The following is a 19,852-nucleotide window of genomic DNA, read 5'->3' as shown; positions in this document are numbered from 1 at the left end:
CATGAAGCACTTGAAGCCCCTCAACAACAAGGCGCGCATCCTTGAGCAGGCCGCCGCCGAAGACCGCGTCGAAGAAGTCATGGCCATGAGCGCCGTCGCCGGCTGCACCGCCACTACCGACCCGGGTTGGGAAGTGGACGCGTTTGGCGGCGTGAGCTCGCTGTGCCAGCCGATGGAAGCCGACCTGTATGGCTGCTCCGACCCTTGCTGGTGGCCGGCCCAGGTGCCGGACATGATGAGCACCTACCAGGACTGGAACGCCCAGGCGACCAACTCGCAGGAAGACTGGCGCAACCTCGGCACCGTGTTCCCGAAAGACAAGTGACCGGCCCGACAAGAAAAACAAGGGGAAACCGCATGAATGCTGGACGCTGCGCGCAACTCGCGCTCACCATCGCCGCCACGGCCTGCGCCTGGGCGGTGCAGGCCGATGACACAGGCAAGGCCCTGAAGGCCGGCCAGGAATACCTGGTCACCACCAACTACCCGAACAACCTGCACCTGATCGACGTTGCCAGCGACACGCTCTACAAGAGCTGCAAGCTGCCCGGCAGCTTCGGCCCGGGCACCGCGATGATCGCCCCGGACAAGCACACGGCCTACGTGCTCAACAACCACTATGCCGACATCTACGGCGTCGACCTGGACACCTGCAAGACCACCTTCCACGCCGACCTGTCGAGCGTGCCCGGTGAAGTCGGCAAGTCGATGTACTCGTTCGCCATCAGCCCGGACGGCAAGGAGATCTACGCCACGGTCAACCCGACCCAGCGCCTGAACGATCACTACGTGGTCAAGCCGCCACGCCTGGAGGTGTTCAGCACTGCCGACGGTGTCAACGCCAAGCCGGTGCGCACCTTCCCGATGCCGCGCCAGGTGTACCTGATGCGCGCCGCCGACGATGGCAGCCTGTTCGTCGCCGGGCCCGACCTGTACAAGATGGACGTCAAGACCGGCAAGTACGAAGTGGCCTTGCCGCTGCGCAACTGGAACCGCAAGGGCTACAGCGCACCGGACGTGCTGTACTTCTGGCCGCACCAGAGCCCGCGCCACGAGTTCTCGATGCTTTACACCATCGCCAAGTTCAAGGACGAAAAACAGGACCCGAACACTGCCGAGCTGCTGTATGGCTACCTGAGCGTCGACCTCAAGACCGGCAAGCCCCACACCCAGGAGTTCGCCGACCTGACCGAGCTGTACTTCACCGGCCTGCGCTCGCCGAAGGACCCGAACCAGATCTACGGGGTGCTCAACCGTCTGGCGCGGTATGACATCAAGCAGCGCAAGCTGATCAAGGCCGCCAATCTGGAGCACACTTACTACTGTGTGGCCTTCGACACCAAGGGCGACAAGTTGTACCTGGGCGGCACCTTCAATGACCTGGCGGTGTTCGACCCGCAAACCCTGGAGAAGGTGAAGAACATCAAGCTGCCGGGTGGTGACATGTCGACCACTACGCCGCAGGTGTTTATCCGCTAATCCGGTGCTGGTCCCTATCGCCGGCAAGCCGGCTCCCACAGGTACTCCACCTTCCTCAAGGCTGTGGTGATCCCTGTGGGAGCCGGCTTGCCGGCGATAGGGCCGGTAAACCCATACAAGAACAACAAAGGGGAGCGCCCATGACCCAGCCCAGCTACACCCAGGGCAACCAGGACAAAGCCCTGCTCGACCAATGCATCGGCGACGCCTTCGACGCCACCGTCGCCCGCTTCCCCGACCGCGAAGCCCTGGTGGTGCGCCACCAGGCCCTGCGCTACACCTGGCGGCAACTGGCCGAAGCCGTCGACCAGCACGCCCGCGCCCTCATGGCCCTGGGCGTGCAACCTGGCGACCGCTTAGGCATCTGGGCGCCCAACTGTGCCGAGTGGTGCATCACCCAGTTCGCCAGTGCCAAGGTCGGCGCGATCCTGGTCAACATCAATCCGGCCTACCGCGCCAGCGAACTGGACTACGCCCTCGGCCAGTCCGGTTGCCGCTGGGTGATCTGCGCCGATGCCTTCAAGACCTCCGACTACCACGCCATGCTACTGAGCCTGATCCCAGGCCTGGCGCAAGGGCAGCCCGGCGCGTTGATCTGCGCGCGCTTCCCCGAGCTGCGCGGGGTGGTCAGCCTGGCCATTGCGCCGCCGTCGGGCTTTCTCGCCTGGCATGACCTGCAGGCGCGCGCTGAATCGGTCAACCGCCAGGCCCTGGCCGAACGCCAGGGACAACTGCGTTGCGGTGACCCGATCAATATTCAGTACACCTCCGGCACCACGGGTTTCCCCAAGGGCGCCACGCTTAGCCACAGCAATATCCTCAACAACGGCTACATGGTCGGTGAAAGCCTCGGCCTGACCGAGCACGACCGCCTGGTCGTGCCGGTGCCGCTGTACCACTGTTTCGGCATGGTCATGGCCAACCTGGGCTGCATGACCCACGGCAGCACCCTGATCTACCCCAACGATGCCTTCGACGCGCTGGCCACCCTGCGTGCGGTGGCCGAAGAAAAAGCCACGGCGCTGTACGGCGTGCCGACCATGTTCATCGCCGAACTGGACCACCCGCAACGCCGCGACTTCGACCTGTCGAGCCTGCGCACCGGGATCATGGCCGGTGCTACCTGCCCGATCGAAGTGATGCGTCGGGTGATCGACGAGATGCACATGGCCGAGGTGCAGATTGCCTACGGCATGACCGAAACCAGCCCGGTGTCGCTGCAGACCGGGGCCAACGACGACCTGGAGCGCCGCGTGACCAGCGTCGGCCGTACCCAGCCACGGCTGGAGAGCAAGGTGGTCGATGGCGATGGCAATACCGTGCCGTGCGGCGAGATAGGCGAGCTTTGCACGCGTGGTTACAGCGTGATGCTGGGATACTGGAACAACCCCAAGGCGACGGCGGAAAGTATCGATGCAGAAGGCTGGATGCACACCGGTGACCTGGCGGTGATGGATGAGCAGGGTTTTGTGCGCATTGTCGGGCGCAGCAAGGACATGATCATTCGCGGTGGCGAGAACATTTACCCGCGTGAGTTGGAAGAGTTTTTCTTCACCCACCCGGCGGTGGCTGACGTGCAGGTGATCGGAGTGCCGTGCAGCAAGTACGGTGAGGAGATCGTGGCCTGGGTGCGCCTGCACCCGGGGCATGTGGTCAGCGAAGACGAGCTGCGCGAGTGGGCGAGGGTGCGGATCGCGCACTTCAAGGTGCCCAGGTATTTCCGTTTTGTCGATGAATTCCCGATGACGGTGACGGGGAAGGTGCAGAAGTTCAGGATGCGCGAGATCAGTGTCGGGGAGTTGTCTGGCAGCTGACGGGTTGGATTTGCTGGCCCCAATCGCCGGCAAGCCGGCTCCCACAGGTTTCATCACAGCCTTGAGGCGGGTGCTGTACCTGTGGGAGCCGGCTTGCCGGCGATAGGGCCATCAGCCCTGCAACAAGTCCGGGCTATTGAAGTTGCTCAACCGAGCATCCCCGTCGGCACACTCCAGCCCCTGCACCGCCTCCACCAGCAGGGCCTTCTGCAAACTCCGCTCACCCGCCGCCCAGGCCTGCTCCAGCCCCGGCAGCAGCCTGCGCGGCAAAACACTGAACATCGGCTGCCAATACCCCCCCTGACGCACCATGGCCGCACTGTCATTGGCAACCGCCAACTTCAGCAAATCCTCAATCAAGCCCCGGTCAATCAACGGCGCATCGCAGGCCAGCACCACCACCCATGCATGCCGCGCCGCCGCCAACCCAGCGATCACCCCGGCCAATGGCCCAGGAAAATCCGCCTCTGCATCGCCCACCAGTTGATCGGCAAATGGGCGATAGAGGTCCTGGTTACGGTTGCACGAGATCACCACATCGTCGCTGAGTGGCCGCACGATCCGCTGCACATGCGCCACCAGCGGCTCGCCGCGCCATTGCACCAGGCCTTTGTCACGGCCGCCCATGCGCTGGCCACGGCCACCGGCAAGAATGAGGATGGAGCAGGGGGTGAGTGTGTCAGTCATGAAAAAGGGTTCCGGACGCCAATGCCCGGAACCCTCTCATTCAACGCGACGCTTGTCCAGTCAGGCTTCGCGGGTTTCTGCCTCATCGGCAGGGGCCGCTTTTCGCCCGGCCAGTCGCATCACCACGACGAAGAACACCGGCACGAACACCACCGCCAGAGTGGCGCTGAGCATCCCGCCGATCACCCCAGTGCCGATCGCCTGCTGGCTCGCCGAGCTGGCACCGGTGGCGATGGCCAGGGGCACCACGCCGAGGATGAATGCCAGCGAGGTCATGACGATCGGCCGCAGCCGCAGGCGGGCGGCCTGTACGGCGGCGTCCACGGCGTCCACGCCCTGGTCCACCAGGCTCTTGGCGAACTCGATGATGAGGATGGCGTTCTTTGCCGAGAGGCCGATCAGGGTGATCAGGCCCACTTTGAAGAACACGTCGTTGGGCATGCCGCGCAGGGTCACCGTCAGCACCGCGCCGAGCACGCCGAGCGGGACCACCAGCAGCACGGCGGTGGGGATCGACCAGCTTTCGTACAACGCCGCCAGACACAGGAATACCACCAGCAGCGACAGGGCCAGCAGCAGCGGTGCCTGGCTACCGGACAGGCGCTCCTGCAGCGACAGGCCGGTCCACTCAAGGCCCGCTCCGGCTGGCAACTGCGCGACCAGGCGTTCGACTTCGGCCATGGCTTCGCCAGAGCTGAAGCCGGCCGCCGGCTCGCCGGAAATCGACACCGCCGGGTAGCCGTTGTAGCGGGTCAGCTGCACCGGGCCGCTGACCCAGCGGGCCTGGACGAAGGCCCCCAGCGGCACCATCTTGCCGCTGCTGTTGCGCACGTGGATCTTCAACAGGTCCTCGACCTGGCTGCGCTGGTCGCCTTCGGCCTGCACCACCACCCGCTGCATGCGGCCCTGATTGGGGAAGTCGTTGACGTAGTTGGAACCCACGGCGGTGTCCAGCACCGCGCCGATGTCGGCGAACGACACGCCCAGGGCGTTGGCCTGGCGGCGGTCGATCTCCAGTTGCACCTGCGGGCTTTCGGCCAGCGAGGCTTCGCGCACGTTGACCAGTACCTTGCTCTTGCGCGCGCCTTCCAGCAGTTCATCTCGCGCGGCCATGAGCTCGGCATGGCCCATACCGCCACGGTCCTGCAGGCGGAACTCGAAACCGGTGGACTCGCCCAGGCCGTCGATCGACGGTGGCAGCACCGAGAACGCGACGGCGTCGCGGATCTGGGAGAATGCCGCGCTGGCCCGGTCGGCAATCGACTGGGCGCTGTCGTCGGCGCCGCGTTCGGACCAGTCCTTGAGGGTGGTGAAGGTCAGTGCCGCGTTCTGCCCGCTGCCGGAGAAACTGAAGCCGAGAATCACCGTGGTGTTGCCAACGCCGGGCTCTTCGGCGTTGTGCGCTTCGATCTGCGCGGCCACCTGCTCGGTCCGCATACGGCTGGCACCCGGCGGCAGCTGGATGTCGGTGATGGTGTAGCCTTGGTCCTCGGTCGGCAGGAACGCCGTCGGCAACTGGCTGAAGCCATAGCCGAGCACCGCCAGCAGCACGCCATACACCAGCAGGTAGCGCCCGCTGCGTTTCAGTGCCTGTACGACCCAGCGCTGGTAACCGTTGCTCATGGCTTCGAAGCGGCGGTTGAACCAGCCGAAGAAGCCTTTGCGTTCGTGGTGCTCGCCCTTGGCCAGGGGCTTGAGCAGCGTGGCGCACAGGGCAGGGGTGAGGCTCAGGGCGAGGAACGCCGAGAACAGGATCGACACCGCCATCGACAGCGAGAACTGCTGGTAGATGACGCCCACCGACCCCTTCATGAAGGTCATCGGCAGGAACACGGCCACCAGCACCAGGGTAATGCCGACGATGGCGCCGCTGATCTGGCCCATGGCCTTGCGCGTGGCTTCCTTGGGCGGCAGGCCTTCCTCGGCCATGATCCGCTCGACGTTCTCCACCACCACGATGGCGTCGTCGACCAGGATGCCGATGGCCAGCACCATGCCGAACAGGGTCAGCACGTTGACCGAGAAGCCCAGCGCCAGCATCACCGCGAAGGTGCCCATCAGCGCCACCGGCACCACCAGGGTCGGGATCAGGGTGTAGCGCAGGTTCTGCAGGAACAGGAACATCACCGCGAACACCAGCAGCATGGCCTCGAACAGGGTGTTGATGACCTGCTGGATCGACACTTTGACGAACGGCGAGGTGTCATAGGGGATGTCGTACTTGACCCCGTCGGGGAAGTAGCGCGCCAGCTCCTTCATCTTCGCCCGTACCAACGTGGCGGTTTCCATGGCGTTGGCGCCCGGCGCCAGCTGCACGCTGAAGGCGCTGGCCGGCTTGCCGTTCAGGCGCGTGCCGTACTGGTATTCCTGGGCGCCGATTTCGACCCGGGCGACATCGCCAATGGTCACCGTGGAACCGTCGGGGTTGGCGCGCAGGACGATCGCGGCAAACTCCTCGGGCGTGCTCAGCTGGCCCTTGACCACCACGTTGGCGGTGATTTCCTGGGTGCCGCGGGCAGGCAGGTCGCCGATGCTGCCAGGGGCGACCTGGGCATTCTGCGCGGCGATGGCGAGCGCCACGTCGTTGGGTGTGAGGTTGAAGCCGACCAGCTTGGCCGGGTCGATCCAGATCCGCATGGCGCGCTCGGCACCGTACAGCTGGGCCTTGCCGACACCCTTGAGGCGGCGGATTTCGTTCATCACGTTGCGCGCGAGGATGTCGGACAGCGCGGTTTCATCGAGGCTGCCATCCACCGAGGTGAGGGTACCCAGCAGCAGGAAGCCGGTGGACACTTTTTCCACCTGCAGGCCTTGTTGGGTGACTGGGCGCGGCAAGCGTGACTCGACCACCTTGAGGCGGTTCTGCACGTCGACCTGGGCCAGGTCCGGGTGGGTGCCGGGCTCGAAGGTGGCGGTGATGGTGGCACTGCCCAGGCTGCTCTGCGACTCGAAGTACAGCAGGTTGTCGGCGCCGTTGAGCTCCTGCTCGATCAGGCTGACCACACTCTCGTCCATGGTCGCCGCCGAGGCGCCAGGGTACACGGCATAGATTTCCACCTGCGGCGGCGCCACGTTGGGGTACTGGGCCACCGGCAACTGCGGGATGGCCAGCGCCCCGGCCAGCAGGATGAACAGTGCGACCACCCAGGCGAACACCGGGCGGTCGATGAAGAATTGCGGCATGGGTCAGGCCCTCACTGGCCGTTGTGCTGGGCGATGGGCTGGCTGCCCGGGGTGGCATCGACCTGGACCTGGTCGCCGGCCTTCACGTGCTGCAAGCCTTCGACCACCACGCGCTCGCCGGCGGCCAGGCCTTCGCTGACCACCCAGCGGTCGCCCTGGGCGCTGCCCAGCTGTACCTGGCGTTCGCCGATGCGCGCCTGGGCGTCGACCACCAGCACTTTCGGTACCCCGGCGCTGTCGCGCAGGATGGCCCGCTGCGGCACGCTGATGCCCTTGGGCTGCAACGCCTGCTGCAGACGTACGCGTACGTAGCTGCCAGGCAGCAGGTCGAGGTCGGGGTTGGGGAACTCGCTGCGCAGGGTGATCTGGTTGGTGCTCGGGTCGACGCTGATGTCGGAGAACAGCAGCTTGCCGGGTAGCGGGTAGGCGCTGCCGTCATCCTGGATCAGCGTGGCGCGTGCCTCGCGGGCACCCACCTGCTGCAGTTCACCGGCGCGCAAGGCGCGGCGCAGGGCATTGAGCTCGCGGGTCGACTGGGTGACGTCGGCGTGGATCGGGTCCAGCTGCTGGATGGTGGCCAGCGGCGTGGTCTCGTTCTGACCCACCAGCGCGCCTTCGGTGACCAGGGCGCGGCCGATGCGCCCGGAAATCGGCGCGGTGACCGTGGCATAGCCGAGGTTCAGGCGTGCCCGTTCCAGGGCTGCCTTGGCTTCGGCGACCACGGCATCGGCCTGCAGGAAGGCGGCGCGGGCGTTGTCGTACTCCTGGCGGCTGACCGCCTTGTCGTCCACCAACTCGCGGTAACGCTGCTCTTGCAGGCGCGCCTGGTACAGGTTGGCCTGGGCCTTGGCCAGGGTGGCGCGGGCACTGTCGTGGTCAGCCTTGAAGGGCGCCGGGTCGATGAGGAACAGCACATCGCCCTGCTTGACGTCGCTGCCCTCACGGTAGACCCGCTTGAGCACGACGCCGGCGACGCGGGCGCGGACTTCGGCGGTGCGAGGGGCGAGAATACGCCCGCTCAGCTCGGTGGTGATGGCCAGGGGTTGCAGTTGCAGGGTTTCTACCCGAACCTGGGGCATGGGGGCTTGCTCGGCCTGTTCGGCGCTGTCGTTGCAGCCGGCCAGGGACACGGCCAGCAGCGCCACGAGTGCCACGGGGCGCAGGTGAGGGGGGAGGATGGTAGGCATACGGATCTTCCGATGATGATGGCTGTATGCTACGGCAGTCGTTCCCTGGGTGCCTGTTAACAGCTGTAGGACGTGTGTGAAAAAGTGTGACGAATAATCCTGCCGGCTTGTAGGATTCTATATTCTGCTGGCTGATACCGGTGCTGGTCCTTTCGCGGGACAAGCCCGTTCCCACAGGGGCCAGTGCGGTCCTCTCTAAATTCTGTCAAGCGCCTATGCCAAACATTCTCCTGGTCGAAGACGACAGCGCCCTGTCCGAACTGATCGCCAGCTACCTGCAACGCAACGGTTTCCATGTGCAGGTGATCGCCCGCGGCGACCATGTGCTGGACAGCTTCCACCGCGACAAACCGGACCTGGTGATCCTTGACCTGATGCTCCCGGGCCTCGACGGCCTGCAGGTGTGCCGCCTGCTGCGCCAGGCCTCGCAAAGCGTGCCGATCCTGATGCTGACCGCCCGCGACGACAGCCACGACCAGGTCCTGGGGCTGGAAATGGGGGCCGACGACTACGTCACCAAACCGTGCGAGCCGCGGGTGCTGCTGGCGCGTGTGCGCACCCTGCTGCGCCGCAGCAGCGTCAACGAGCCGCGCCTGGACAACGAACGCATCCAGGTGGGCGGCCTGCACATCGACCTGGCCGAGCGCCTGGTCAGCTGGCGCGGCGAAGAGGTGGAGTTGTCCAGCGGTGAATACAACCTGTTGGTGGTGCTGGCGCGCAATGCCGGCGAAGTGCTCAGCCGCGACCGCATCCTCCAGCAACTGCGCGGTATCGAGTTCAATGGCACCGACCGTTCGGTCGACGTGGCCATTTCCAAGCTGCGCCGCAAGTTCGACGACAGCGCCGGCGAAGCCCGCAAGATCAAGACCGTGTGGGGCAAGGGCTACTTGTTCAGCCGCGTCGAGTGGGAGTGCTGAAGGCGTGCTGAAGATCCTGGTGCGCCTGTACCTGGTGATCATCGTCGCCTATGCCGGTGCGCTGCTGTTGATCCCCGACGCCATCGTCGGCCTGTTTCACGAGCGCTTCATGGCCTACAACCTGGACCAGGCCAAGGGCGTGCAGTCGCTGATCGTGCGCCAGTTCCGCCAGGCGCGTCGCGAGCAATGGCCAGCGGTGGAAAAGGAGCTGGCGCAGGCGTTCGCGCCGCTGCAGGTCAGTCTGTTGCGCAGCGACCAGGCCGATTTGACTGCGCCTGAGCAAGCGCGTGTGGAACATGGCCTGTACGTGGTGCGCATTGGCGATTGGGGTTACTACCGGACGGTGCTGGCACCGCTGGACCAGGACTGGCTGGTGAGCCTGCATTCACCGCCCGACCCGCTGGACATCAATGTCCTGTCCTGGGGTGTCACCGTGCTGATCGTCGCCGCCATGCTCGGCTGCCTGTTGCTGTGGGTATGGCCGCACTGGCGGGACCTGGAGCGCCTCAAGGAAACCGCCCGGCGCCTGGGCCAGGGGCAGATGGCCGAGCGCACGCACATTTCGCCGCACTCGAACATCGGCGAGCTGGCAGGGGTGTTCGACACCATGGCCAGCGACCTGGAACGCCACGTCAACCAGCAGCGCGAGTTGCTCAACGCGGTGTCCCACGAGTTGCGCACACCGCTCACCCGCCTGGATTTCGGCCTGGTGCTGCTGTTCGACGAAGTGCCACCGGCCAGCCGCAAGCGCCTGCTGGAGCTGGTGGGGCATGTGCGCGAGCTGGACGAATTGGTGCTCGAACTGCTGTCCTACAGCCGGCTGTACAACGCCGACCAGGCCCGTGAGCGGGTCGAGGTGTCGTTGCTGGAGCTGGTCGACAGTGTGCTCGGTGGTTTCGCCGAAGAGCTCGATGCGCGGGGTATTCGCTGGGAGGTTCAAGCCGACGACACACTGCCACGCTTCGTGCTCGACCCGCGCCTGACAGCCCGAGCGGTGCAGAACCTGGTGCGTAATGCCATGCGCTATTGCGATGAGAACTTGCTGTTGCGCCTGCGCCTGGAAGAGGACGGCGCCTGCCTGTTGACGGTCGAGGATGACGGCATCGGGATTCCAGTGGAGGAGCGGGAGCGGATCTTCCAACCGTTCTACCGTCTGGACCGTAGCCGAGATCGCAACACCGGTGGGTTCGGTCTGGGGCTGGCGATCAGCCGGCGGGCGATCGAGGGGCAGGGCGGGACACTGACCGTGGCGCAGTCGGCGTTGGGTGGGGCGCAGTTCAGGATTCGTTTGCCTGCGGGTGGGTGAGGTGGCTGTACCGGCCCTATCGCCGGCAAGCCGGCTCCCACAGGTTCCCCACCGCTCTTGAGACGTGTGCAATACCTGTGGGAGCCGGCTTGCCGGCGATAGGGCCTGGCCTGCTAGGCGCCGTCGGCCAAACGGCGGGTCCACAACACAAAGCGGTCCTTGCCACTGTGCTTGGCCTCGTATAACGCCTGGTCGGCCTTGACCAGCGCCATGGTCAGGGTATCTGCGCTTTCGACCCGGGCAAGCCCGATACTGATGGTCACCGGATGATCCCCAACGTCCTCCCGTACCCGCGTGCACAAACCCGCCACCTCTCGCTCGGCCCGTGCCTGGTCCAGGCCCTTGAAGAAGATCACGAACTCCTCGCCGCCGAGCCGGGCGAACTCGTACGCGCCCATGGAGGCCTTGATATGCACGGCCACGCGCTTGAGCACTTCATCGCCAATGTCATGGCCAAAGCGGTCGTTGACCTTCTTGAAGTTGTCGATGTCGATCATCGCCAGGTACTGCCCGGCCGGGGCGTCCTGCAGCTGGCGCTCGGCCTTGGCCATGAACGAGCGGCGATTGGGGATCTCGGTCAGCACGTCGACATACGCCTGGTCCAGCAGCACCTTGGACATGTAGAAGTTGTACAGCTTGGCCTGGCGGATGCGCAGGTAGCTGTAGATCACCAGGCCGCTGAGGAACACCGCATAGCTGAGCAGCATGGCGGCTTCGAGGTCGTCCAGGTCGATGTTGGTGCTGAAGAACGGGTTGAGCATGGCCCAGGTGATGGCTATGGCGCAGAAGAACGACCAGCGCCGCACCGGCAGTACCGACACGCTGTACAGCACGGTTGACGTCCCCAGCACCAGCCAGAGCGGGCGCTGGGCAATCGGGATACCTTCGATGAGCAGGCGCATGCCCAAGGTGATGACGGCGACGAACAGCAGGTTGAGGACGTCGAAGTGATGGGACTTGCGGGTGAAGCCCAGGACCACCGTGAGGCTGCACATCAGTGCCATGAACGCGCCTGACAGCCAGGTGAAACCCTGGCCGCCGAGGTAGCTGACGATAAGGTCGAACACCAGCCAGATGGTAATGCTGACGCAGAAGATCAGTTGGCAGAAGCGCCGTGAGTTTTCGAACTCGTGTTGGCGGAATTCTGAACGCAGCGCGGCAGGGGCTACCTGTTCGCGCACATGTTGCTCGATGGTCCTGAGCATCGGTGGGTTCCTTGTGAAAACTGCTTTTGCCTGCCGTGGCCCTATCGCCGGCAAGCCGGCTCCCACAGGTACAGCACAGGACTCACTGACTGTGGAGAACCTGTGGGAGCCGGCTTGCCGGCGATAGGGCCCATACAGACACTCAATTCAATGGCAGGATACCCCGAGCCCAAGGCCGGTAGCGCAAAGAAAATACCGCCTCTGCATGGCACCCGCCAGCGAGCTGCGGCTCGGCAGGCTGCGCGCGAAACGCCTGCCCTTGCGCACTCACCTGGCGAAACGCCTCGCGCACCACGCCCACCCGACATGGCAACGCCTGCTCGTAGCCTTGGCGCACTAATGGCGGCAACCGCCCTGTCCCGACACCGTCCTGCCACCACACAGTCAAGCCTAACCCGGCGAGCTCATCCAGCCATGCGGCATTCAGCCGCGGCGCCAGCTTGCCGGCGCTGAAGGCGCTGATATGCAGCGGTTTGTCCAGCTGCCGGTTGAAGGCCTGCAGCTGGGTGTGCAACGCCTCGCGGCGGCTGACGTCACGGAAATGCAGGTCATCCAGTTCCAGCGGCAGGTACCAGCCCGCCACCGGCAACTGCCACTGCTCGCGCACCTGCCGGTACTGGCCGAGCGAGCGCCCCAATTGCGCCTTCCAGTAGTTGCTCAGCCCGTCACCGTCGAGTTCATCGATACGCGGGTAGTAGGCCGGGTCCATGTACAGCCCCAGCACCAGCTCCAAGCCCTGGGCGCGAGCCTCGCGCAAGCTGTTCGCCAGCCAGCCCTGGGTACCCCCGAAATCGCTGTCGCCGTAGGCGCTCCATTGCACGATCAGGGTCTTGCCGCCTTGGGCGACCGTTGCCCGCCACAGCTGCTGCCACTGGGCAGCGGTCACGCCGGCATCGCGGTTCAGCGGTTGATAGAACAGGCGCTGGTCGGCCATGGCCGGCAGGCACAGGGCAAGCAGGCAGACTGCCAGGAAGGTACGCATCAGAAGCTCATCTCCGCGCCAACCAGCACGCCATTGGCGCGCTCGTAGAGGTTGCCTCCCAGCGACTGCTGGTACTCGGCGCGCACTTTCAGCGAGCCGCGATAGGCGTTGTAGCGGTCATCGTCGAACCACCATTGCCAGCGCACGCCGACCCCGGCGCGGGCATCCTGGCGCCAATCGTTGCTCGGGTCCTGGCTGGAGAATTCAAGGAAGCCGTAGGGCATGAGGGTTTGTGGCGAGGTGCCGGGCAGCTTCCAGGCGTGGCCCTGCTGGTAGCGCGACAGCCAGGCGTGGTCGCCGGCGCGGGTCCACCAGGCGGCGTCGAGGTACAGGAAGCGCTCGTTCCAGTCGTCTTCGTCGACCCGCCAGTCGTTGCGCCAGTCGCCCTGGTCGAGGAACGAGGCGGTGGCGCGCAGTAGCAGGTCGTTGCTCGATTCGGCGTTGTGACGCAGGTCGCCCCAGTTGCCGCCGACCTTGGCCGGGCTGAGCAGCTCGCCCAGGCTCAGGCCGCTGTAGTGCTCATCATCGATCTGCCGTTGATGGTAGAGCTCGGCATACAGGTTGAGGTTGGCCTGGCCGAGCGGCTTGTACCGCAGGCCGACACCGGTGCCCATGCTCTGGGCATAGTCGGTGCGACTCTGGCCGCCGAACAGCACCCGGCCGTAGACCGACAATGTGCTGCCGTTGCGGCTGGGTTCCTCGCCCAGTGCGTGGTCCCACATGGCCAGTTGCACGTTCTGCGACTGGGCCCGCCGTGAACTGCCGCTGCGCTGGCCGTTGTCGAGGAAATTGTCGTTGGTCGAGGTGCCGGCGGGCGACCAGGTGCTGGCCAGGGTGATGGTGTCGCGCCGCGACAGGCTCTCGTGGGCGCGGCGCTGACGGTATTTGCGTGCTTCCAGGCTGCCGTACTCGTCGTCGCCGTCGACCAGGTTTTCTTCCACGTCGATGATCCGGCGCAGTTCCCGGCGCGCCGAGGCGCTGTCTTCGGCTTCGTCGTAGCGCAGCGCCAGGGTTTCGCCCAGGCGGTAGTCTTCGGGGAAGTCGCGGGTGGCCCGTTCCAGGTAAGGGATCGACTGGCGGCGTTGGGCTTTGTCGGCCGAGCCGGCCAGACGCATCCCATAATCGGCGCGGTAGCGGGGCTGGTCGGGGGCCAGGCGCACGGCTTCGGCGAGCCAGGCCGTGCTCTGCGCACTGTCGCCAGCCCATTGCGCGGTGCTGGCCGCGGCATAGTAGTGATCGGCGCGCGGGTTGTGCGCCAGGGCCTGGCGCTGGAATTCCAGGGCCGCCTGGGGGTCGTCCTGGCGCTGGGCGATGGCGGCGCCCAAGGCCCAGTCATCGGCACTGTGGTGCTGCACGGCATCCCAGTAGCGGCGGGCGGCCTGGGCATCACCGTTGTTCAGGGCGCCGCTGGCGGCGGTCAGCCGGGCATTGTCGGTCCAGGCACTGTCCGGCAGGCTGCGCCAGATCGGCGCCGCCGACTGCGAGTCGCCGGCGGCTTCCAGGGCATAGGCCAGCGGCAGGCGGTCGCCAGGGCCACCAAGGCGTTCGGCGGCCTGGTAGTAGACCACCGCTTCACCGGGCTGGCCGGGCATGGCGCAGCGGCCCAGGGCACGCAACTGGCCGGCCTCGGTTGGGGTGGCCGGGATGGCCTGGCGCACCGCGTCGCACTGTCCGTTTTCGGCCAGACGGCCGAGCAGCTGGGCGCGGGTAGCGGCATCGACCCTGGGCACCAGGCTGAGCATGCGCCGGCTGTCCAGCGGGCCGTCGTTGCGCGCATAGAGATTGCCCAGGCGTTGCAGCAGCGACGGTGTCAGCCGGCCATGGCGACGGTCGTAGGCTTGTTCCAGCAGTGACCTGGCGCGCTCGCTGTGGCCCTGCTGCAGCAACAGGAAGGTGGCTTGCTCCAACGCCGCGAGGTCGCCGCTGTGGCGATAACGCTGCTCCCATTCGGCTGCGGTGCGCGGTTGCGGCGGTTGCACCGGGTCGCCGTACAGGCGCTGCTTGAGCACGGCGTAGGCGCGCGCGTCCGCTGTGGCGGAGCAGCCTTTGAACTGTTCGCGGGCAAGGTCCGGGTCATGCCGGGACAGCCAGTCCACGGTCTCCAGGCAGGGGCGCTGCAGCTCGTTGCTCAGGCGCATGACCAGCGGTGCGTCGTCGCCTTCACGGGCCAGCTCCCACAATTGCTGGCGCTGCTGCGGTCGTTGCAGTTGCTCGCTCGGCAGGGCTTGCAGCCAGCGTTGCGCCTGTTGGTTGTGGCCCACGGCGATGGCGCGGTTGGCCATGGCCAGGCGTGCCTGGTTGGCTGCCTCGGCGGAGGGCGCGCTTTCCAGCAGTTTGCTCAGCCCCCGCTCGTCGACCTGCTGGATATAGGCATTGGCCAGGCGCTGCCAGTCCTGTGCGGGCAACTGGCCCTTGTCGGCCAGCGGTTGCAGCTGTTCGACGGTTTCATTCCAGTCGCGCAGTTGCTCGGCGAAATTGGCCCGTGCCAGGCGCAGTACCTGGCCATCGTTGCGCGGGGGCAGCTGGTTGAGCCACTCCAGGGCTTTGCCGGCGCCGCCGAACTTGGCCAGGCTCAGGCTGTAGGCCTGCCACAGGCGCACGCGCTGCTTGCCTTCGGCGGTGGCCAACCAGCTTTCCACCTGGCTGGCCGCTGGCGGGTCCTGTTCGATCCAGGTCAGGCGCAGCTCCAGCAGGGCGTCGGCATGCTCGGCGCTGGCGTCCATCTGCTCGGCCGCCGCTTCGGCTTCCTTGTAGCGGCGCTGGTGGGCCAGGGCCTCGACCAGCAGGGCGCGGGCCTCGTCGTTGTTCGGTACGCGGCCGAGCACATGGCGGGTCAGGCGTTCGACCTCGGCCCAGTTGTCCTTCTTCGCTTCGCGGTAGCTGCGCTCCATGAACGGGTAGCTGGTGAAGCGTTGGAACTCGGTCATGGGCGCGGCCAGGGCGGGCAGCGCGGTGGAACACAGCAACAGGCCAGTGAACATCAGGGTAAAGCGCGGCTTCATGCCACCTCCCGGATCAGGTCATAGGCGGCCCGCTGTTCGCTGGCCTGTTCGTCGAGGGCCTGCTGCAGCACGTGCTCGGTGATGATGCCGCGGGCGATCAGGTGCTCGCCGAGGCTCTGCCGCTCGGGGTCGAAATCGATCAGCGCCTGGTTGAAGAGGGTCACCGGGACCATGCCGCGTACCTGCAGCAAGGTGCCGAGCATGGTCTGGTGGCTGCTGACCTGCTCGATCAGTTCGGCGTTGTCCTGGTGCTGCTCCAGCACCTTGAGCATGTGCCGGGTTTCTTCTTTCTGCCACGGGCTGGGGTAGTGGTAGCGCAGGCCCAGGGTCACCCGGCCCTGGGGCGCCAGGCGGCAGCTGACCGGGCGCTTGAGCTGGCGGCTGATCACGCCCAGCGATACCTGGCTGACCGGGCTCTCGCTGGCCAGCACCAGGGTGTCGCCGTCTTCGTCCACCGGCAGCACGCCATAGTGGGTGGCCAGCCGGCGTGGCAGGGCGGCGATCAGCCGGGCATCGAGCTTGAACGGGTTGAGCGGGGCCCAGGGCAGGTCGAGTTGCTCGGCGAGCGTCTGCACCAACTGTTCGCTGGTCAGCCAGCCGCGCAGCAACAGTTCGCGACCCAGGCGTCGGCGCACCGGGCTGGTGATGGCCTGTTCCAGTTGTTGTTCGCTGATGTAACCCTTCTCCACCAGGCGGTGGCCCAGTGGGGTGCGCGCGGGCGTGGCGAGGGCGGGGAACTCGTGGGTGGTCTTGTCCCAGGCCACCCGGCGCGAATCGCCCATCTCCATGACCTGGCGCAACGCGCGCAGGTTGGCGAAGAAGTTGACGAAGTTGCTCCACATCATCCGCGGCGCCGACAGCAGGCCCTCGCCAATGCCGTAGTAGCGGGTGACGAACCAGCCGCGCTGGAACAGGCGGTTGATCAGCATCAGGCCGTTGAGCCAGAGCAGGGTAGTGAGCAGCCAGCTGTCGCCGAGAATCGACATGAACTGCCACGACTGCGGCGCGATCACGGTCACCAGCCACATGGCCAGCAGCACCAGCAGCAACAGGTTGACCAGGAAACTCAGCAGGTAGGCGAACAACCCGCGGCGGTCGCGCCAGAGGAAGTAGTTGAGTGCGCCGGTACGGCTCCAGCCGAGGTTGCTGGTGCCCTGGAAGACGATGCCGACGATCCACCGCGACTTCTGCCGGATGGCATGCTGCCAGTCCCGCGGGAAGTGCTCGCGCACGCAGATCACCTGGGAAAATTCGCGGCTCATGCCTGGGCGCCACTCCTGCTTGAGGGTCAGCGCCGGGTCGGTGATGGAGTAGCGGGCGAAGATGCACTTCATGCCTTTGTGCTTCAGGCGAAAGCCGATGTCGTAGTCTTCGGTAAGGCTTTGCACGTCGAAGGCGATACCGTCGCCGTCTTCGAGCAGCGCGCTGATGGCACGACGGCTGAAACAGGTGCCGACCCCGGCGCTGGGCACCTGGCCGGTCAGCGCTTCGCGCACGATGACGTCCTTGCCGTGGTTTTCCGCGAACTCGTCCACGTAGTGCCCGGCGGTGAAGCCTTTCCATTCCGGTGCATAGGGGTACACCGGGATCTGGATCATGTCCTTGTTGGGCAGCAGGTAATTGAAAAGCCGCAATTCCATGGGCGAGATCACGTCTTCGGCGTCATGCAGGATGAAACCGGCGAACTCGATGCGCGCATCGTCCTGAAAGCGCAGGATGGCGTCGATGATGTTGTTCAGGCAGTCGGCCTTGCTGGTCGGGCCGGGGCGGGCGCAGACCACCTTGTGCACGTTGGGGTAGTGCAGGCACACGGCGTCGACATCGGCCTGGGTCTGGGGGTCGTTGGGGTAGGTGCCGACGAAGATCTGGTAGTTCTCGTAGTCCAGGGTCGACGCCGCCAGGCGCGCCATCTCGCCGACCACGCCCACCTCGTTCCAGGCCGGCACCATGATCGCCAGGGGCTTTTCGGGTACCTCGTACAGGCGTTTCTCGTCAGCCTTCTCGTACTTGTCGTAGATGCGAAAGCGCCGGATCAGCTTGCGACCCCAGTAGCACAGGTCGATGAACAGGTCATCGAGGCCCAGCAGGAACATCAGCGTGGCGAGGATGATCGCCAGGACCTTGAGGCCGAACAGCACATAGGTCAGGAAGTCGATAAACGCCAGGCTCATGCGTCGTCCCGTTGATGGGCAGATTCCTCGAACCAACGACACAGGCGCTCGGCAATGATTTCGCTGGCGTGGCCGTCACCGAACGGCGTGAACACCCGTGCCATCTGTCGGTAGGCCGCGTCGTCGTCGAGCAAGTGGCTGGTTTCCTTGACGATGCGCTCGGTCAGGGTGCCGACCAGTTTCACCGTGCCACCTTCCAGCACCGAGGGCCGCTCGGTGACCTTGCGCAGCACCAGTACCGGCTTGCCCAAGGCCGGGGCCTCTTCCTGGATGCCGCCGGAGTCGGTGAGGATGATGTGCGCGCGGTTCATCAGCCAGACGAAATGCTGGTAGTCCTGTGGCGCCACCAGGAGGATGTTGTCGCGCCCGGAAAGCAGCCCGTAGACCGCTTTCTGCACATGAGGGTTGAGGTGCACGGGGTAGACGAACTGCACGTCGGGGTGGCGCAGGGCCAGTTCGGCCAGGGCCAGGCAGATGCGCTCGAAGCCTGCGCCGAAGTTTTCCCGACGATGGCCGGTGATCAGCACCATGCGCTGGTCGTCGCGCAGGGCGTGCAGCGGCGAGTCGGCGGCCGGGTGCCAGCTGCTGGCGGTGAGGTATTCGCGCATCCACAGCAGGGCGTCGATCACGGTATTGCCGGTGACTTCGATGTGCTCCACCGGCACGCCTTCGCGCAGCAGGTTGTCGCGGCTCTTGGTGGTGGGGGAGAAGTGCAGGTCGGCAATCACCCCCGTCAGGCGCCGGTTGGCTTCCTCGGGCCAGGGTTGTTGCAGGTTGCCGGTGCGCAGGCCGGCTTCGACATGGCCGATGGGGATATGCCGGTGGAAGGCGGCGAGGGCTGCGATGAAGCTGGTGGTGGTGTCGCCGTGGACCAGCACGATATCCGGTTTTACCTGTTCGTAGGCCTTGTCGATCTTGTCCAGCAGGTCGCGCGCCAGGCCGTTGAGGGTCTGGTTCTGGGTCATCACCTTGAGGTCCTGGTCGACGCTCAGGCCGAAGGCCGTGAGCACCTGCCCAAGCATTTCGCGGTGCTGGCCCGTGGAGCAGATATGCAGGTCGATGTCCGGCCATTCGCGCAGGACCCTGGCCAGAGGCGCCATCTTGATCGCCTCTGGGCGGGTCCCGAATACCATCATGACTGTGTTAGCCATCGTCGTGTTCCTCGTGAGATTCCCCGGACGAAGCTGTACGACTTATCGCCGCATGCAATGGATAGATACAAGCAGTCAGGGGCAGGGTTGTCCAATGCGCACCCTTGACTGAATGGTCAGCTAAATATGTACCTCAAGCTTTTCCTTGCAGGACGCATCTAGTAATTTGGTAAGCCTTTTCGATACGGAGCTGCACATGCAAGGCAAGGCACGCAAGATCGTCCAGGCCATTCTCTACGAGGTCATTGCCGTGGCCTGCGTGGCGCCGGCGCTGGAGCTGGCGTTCGGGGCCGGCATGGCCCAGTCGACCCTGCTGTCGATTCTGATGTCGGGCATCGCGATGAGCTGGAACATGGGCTTCAACTGGGCGTTCGAGCGCTGGGAAGCCCGCCAGCAAAAACGCGAGCGCACCTTCATGCGCCGACTGTTGCATGCCCTGGGCTTCGAAGGCGGTCTGGTGGTGATCCTGCTGCCGCTGGTGGCGTACTGGCTGGATGTCAGCCTGTGGGCGGCGTTCCTCACCAACCTGGCGCTGTTCGTGTTCTTCTTCGTCTATGCCTTCGTCTTCCAGTGGGGCTTCGACAAGGTGTTCGACGTGCCGCTTTCGGCCCAGCAAGCCAAGTGTTGACTTGCTGGCATCCGGCAGGATAAGTTCCCAGCCCATGAATACTTTCCCACACGTGAACGCCATTATTATTACCGCCATTATCAGTTTGGCGGGCTAGCGCGCACGTGCACCGAACCCGCCCTGGAGGCGGGTTTGTTCTC

General features: G+C 65.4%; 14 protein-coding genes. 6 read left to right on the top strand and 8 right to left on the bottom strand.

Features of this window, described 5'->3' with window-relative positions; genetic code table 11:
• Position 1: 1 nt before the first annotated feature.
• The 3 genes from qhpC to ACIPZB_RS14630 all read left to right on the top strand — a co-directional run bounded on the left by qhpC (position 2) and on the right by ACIPZB_RS14630 (position 3,293).
• Entirely contained in the window at positions 2-325 is a 324-nt protein-coding gene (gene qhpC, locus ACIPZB_RS14640) for a quinohemoprotein amine dehydrogenase subunit gamma (protein WP_176517541.1), read from the top strand.
• Between the two features lie 32 nt (positions 326-357).
• On the top strand, positions 358-1,479 hold the full coding sequence (gene peaD, locus ACIPZB_RS14635) for a quinohemoprotein amine dehydrogenase subunit beta (protein ID WP_400640991.1): 1,122 nt from the start codon (positions 358-360) through the stop codon (positions 1,477-1,479).
• Between the two features lie 140 nt (positions 1,480-1,619).
• Positions 1,620-3,293 carry a fatty acid CoA ligase family protein gene (locus ACIPZB_RS14630; protein ID WP_400640989.1) on the top strand — a complete coding sequence of 558 codons (1,674 nt, stop codon included), beginning with the start codon at positions 1,620-1,622 and terminating at the stop codon, positions 3,291-3,293.
• Between the two features lie 111 nt (positions 3,294-3,404).
• Here ACIPZB_RS14630 and mobA read toward each other — a convergent pair whose 3' ends face one another.
• The 3 genes from mobA to ACIPZB_RS14615 are packed head-to-tail and all read right to left on the bottom strand — an operon-like array spanning position 3,405 to position 8,350.
• Entirely contained in the window at positions 3,405-3,980 is a 576-nt protein-coding gene (mobA, locus tag ACIPZB_RS14625; protein ID WP_400640988.1) for a molybdenum cofactor guanylyltransferase MobA, read from the bottom strand.
• Between the two features lie 60 nt (positions 3,981-4,040).
• A complete protein-coding gene (locus tag ACIPZB_RS14620; RefSeq protein ID WP_400640986.1) occupies positions 4,041-7,163 on the bottom strand; it encodes a multidrug efflux RND transporter permease subunit in 3,123 nt (1,040 codons plus the stop codon).
• Between the two features lie 11 nt (positions 7,164-7,174).
• Positions 7,175-8,350: an efflux RND transporter periplasmic adaptor subunit gene (locus ACIPZB_RS14615; protein WP_400640984.1), complete on the bottom strand. Its 1,176-nt coding sequence runs from the start codon at positions 8,348-8,350 to the stop codon at positions 7,175-7,177.
• Positions 8,351-8,565: 215 nt separating this feature from the next.
• On the opposite strand from ACIPZB_RS14615, the gene ACIPZB_RS14610 reads away from it, so the two are divergent.
• Together ACIPZB_RS14610 and ACIPZB_RS14605 are read left to right on the top strand one after the other, a co-directional pair.
• A complete protein-coding gene (locus ACIPZB_RS14610; RefSeq protein ID WP_400640982.1) occupies positions 8,566-9,267 on the top strand; it encodes a response regulator in 702 nt (233 codons plus the stop codon).
• A 4-nt stretch (positions 9,268-9,271) separates the two neighbouring features.
• Positions 9,272-10,573, top strand: coding sequence for an ATP-binding protein (locus ACIPZB_RS14605; protein WP_400640981.1), 1,302 nt, complete (start codon positions 9,272-9,274; stop codon positions 10,571-10,573).
• A 113-nt stretch (positions 10,574-10,686) separates the two neighbouring features.
• Here the strand turns inward: ACIPZB_RS14605 and ACIPZB_RS14600 are convergent, their stop codons facing one another.
• The 5 genes from ACIPZB_RS14600 to wecB all read right to left on the bottom strand — a co-directional run bounded on the left by ACIPZB_RS14600 (position 10,687) and on the right by wecB (position 19,084).
• The gene (locus tag ACIPZB_RS14600; protein WP_400640979.1) at positions 10,687-11,778 is read right to left on the bottom strand and encodes a GGDEF domain-containing protein; all 1,092 of its coding nucleotides are present in this window, start codon (positions 11,776-11,778) and stop codon (positions 10,687-10,689) included.
• 142 nt (positions 11,779-11,920) lie between these two features.
• Complete coding sequence (locus tag ACIPZB_RS14595; protein WP_400640978.1) at positions 11,921-12,760, bottom strand: DUF4434 family protein; 840 nt, start codon at positions 12,758-12,760, stop codon at positions 11,921-11,923.
• The gene (locus ACIPZB_RS14590; protein WP_400640976.1) at positions 12,760-15,762 is read right to left on the bottom strand and encodes a phage receptor; all 3,003 of its coding nucleotides are present in this window, start codon (positions 15,760-15,762) and stop codon (positions 12,760-12,762) included. The genes ACIPZB_RS14595 and ACIPZB_RS14590 overlap by 1 nt, the downstream gene beginning before the upstream one ends.
• Positions 15,759-17,933 carry a cyclic di-3',5'-guanylate-activated glycosyltransferase NrfB gene (nrfB, locus tag ACIPZB_RS14585; RefSeq protein ID WP_400640974.1) on the bottom strand — a complete coding sequence of 725 codons (2,175 nt, stop codon included), beginning with the start codon at positions 17,931-17,933 and terminating at the stop codon, positions 15,759-15,761. The genes ACIPZB_RS14590 and nrfB overlap by 4 nt, the downstream gene beginning before the upstream one ends.
• A complete protein-coding gene (gene wecB / locus ACIPZB_RS14580; RefSeq protein WP_400640972.1) occupies positions 17,930-19,084 on the bottom strand; it encodes a non-hydrolyzing UDP-N-acetylglucosamine 2-epimerase in 1,155 nt (384 codons plus the stop codon). Before wecB ends, nrfB begins: the two co-directional genes overlap by 4 nt.
• 196 nt (positions 19,085-19,280) lie before the next feature.
• Between wecB and ACIPZB_RS14575 the strand changes: the two genes are divergently transcribed.
• Positions 19,281-19,712, top strand: coding sequence for a PACE efflux transporter (locus ACIPZB_RS14575; RefSeq protein WP_400640970.1), 432 nt, complete (start codon positions 19,281-19,283; stop codon positions 19,710-19,712).
• Positions 19,713-19,852 lie beyond the last annotated feature (140 nt).

Origin of the sequence: Pseudomonas sp. NPDC089396, from assembly GCF_044749545.1 — a bacterium.
Classification (GTDB): Bacteria; Pseudomonadota; Gammaproteobacteria; order Pseudomonadales; family Pseudomonadaceae; genus Aquipseudomonas.
Note: the sequence above shows the minus strand (reverse complement) of the source record. Positions and strands in the feature narration are given on the sequence as shown.

What these genes read in the sequence shown, in the direction of transcription:
- qhpC (WP_176517541.1), top strand. Translation starts at nt 2, where the DNA reads ATGAAGCACTTGAAGCCCCTCAACAACAAGGCGCGCATCCTTGAGCAG.
- peaD (WP_400640991.1), top strand. Translation starts at nt 358, where the DNA reads ATGAATGCTGGACGCTGCGCGCAACTCGCGCTCACCATCGCCGCCACG.
- ACIPZB_RS14630 (WP_400640989.1), top strand. Translation starts at nt 1,620, where the DNA reads ATGACCCAGCCCAGCTACACCCAGGGCAACCAGGACAAAGCCCTGCTC.
- mobA (WP_400640988.1), bottom strand. Translation starts at nt 3,980, where the DNA reads ATGACTGACACACTCACCCCCTGCTCCATCCTCATTCTTGCCGGTGGC.
- ACIPZB_RS14620 (WP_400640986.1), bottom strand. Translation starts at nt 7,163, where the DNA reads ATGCCGCAATTCTTCATCGACCGCCCGGTGTTCGCCTGGGTGGTCGCA.
- ACIPZB_RS14615 (WP_400640984.1), bottom strand. Translation starts at nt 8,350, where the DNA reads ATGCCTACCATCCTCCCCCCTCACCTGCGCCCCGTGGCACTCGTGGCG.
- ACIPZB_RS14610 (WP_400640982.1), top strand. Translation starts at nt 8,566, where the DNA reads ATGCCAAACATTCTCCTGGTCGAAGACGACAGCGCCCTGTCCGAACTG.
- ACIPZB_RS14600 (WP_400640979.1), bottom strand. Translation starts at nt 11,778, where the DNA reads ATGCTCAGGACCATCGAGCAACATGTGCGCGAACAGGTAGCCCCTGCC.
- ACIPZB_RS14595 (WP_400640978.1), bottom strand. Translation starts at nt 12,760, where the DNA reads ATGCGTACCTTCCTGGCAGTCTGCCTGCTTGCCCTGTGCCTGCCGGCC.
- ACIPZB_RS14590 (WP_400640976.1), bottom strand. Translation starts at nt 15,762, where the DNA reads ATGAAGCCGCGCTTTACCCTGATGTTCACTGGCCTGTTGCTGTGTTCC.
- nrfB (WP_400640974.1), bottom strand. Translation starts at nt 17,933, where the DNA reads ATGAGCCTGGCGTTTATCGACTTCCTGACCTATGTGCTGTTCGGCCTC.
- wecB (WP_400640972.1), bottom strand. Translation starts at nt 19,084, where the DNA reads ATGGCTAACACAGTCATGATGGTATTCGGGACCCGCCCAGAGGCGATC.
- ACIPZB_RS14575 (WP_400640970.1), top strand. Translation starts at nt 19,281, where the DNA reads ATGCAAGGCAAGGCACGCAAGATCGTCCAGGCCATTCTCTACGAGGTC.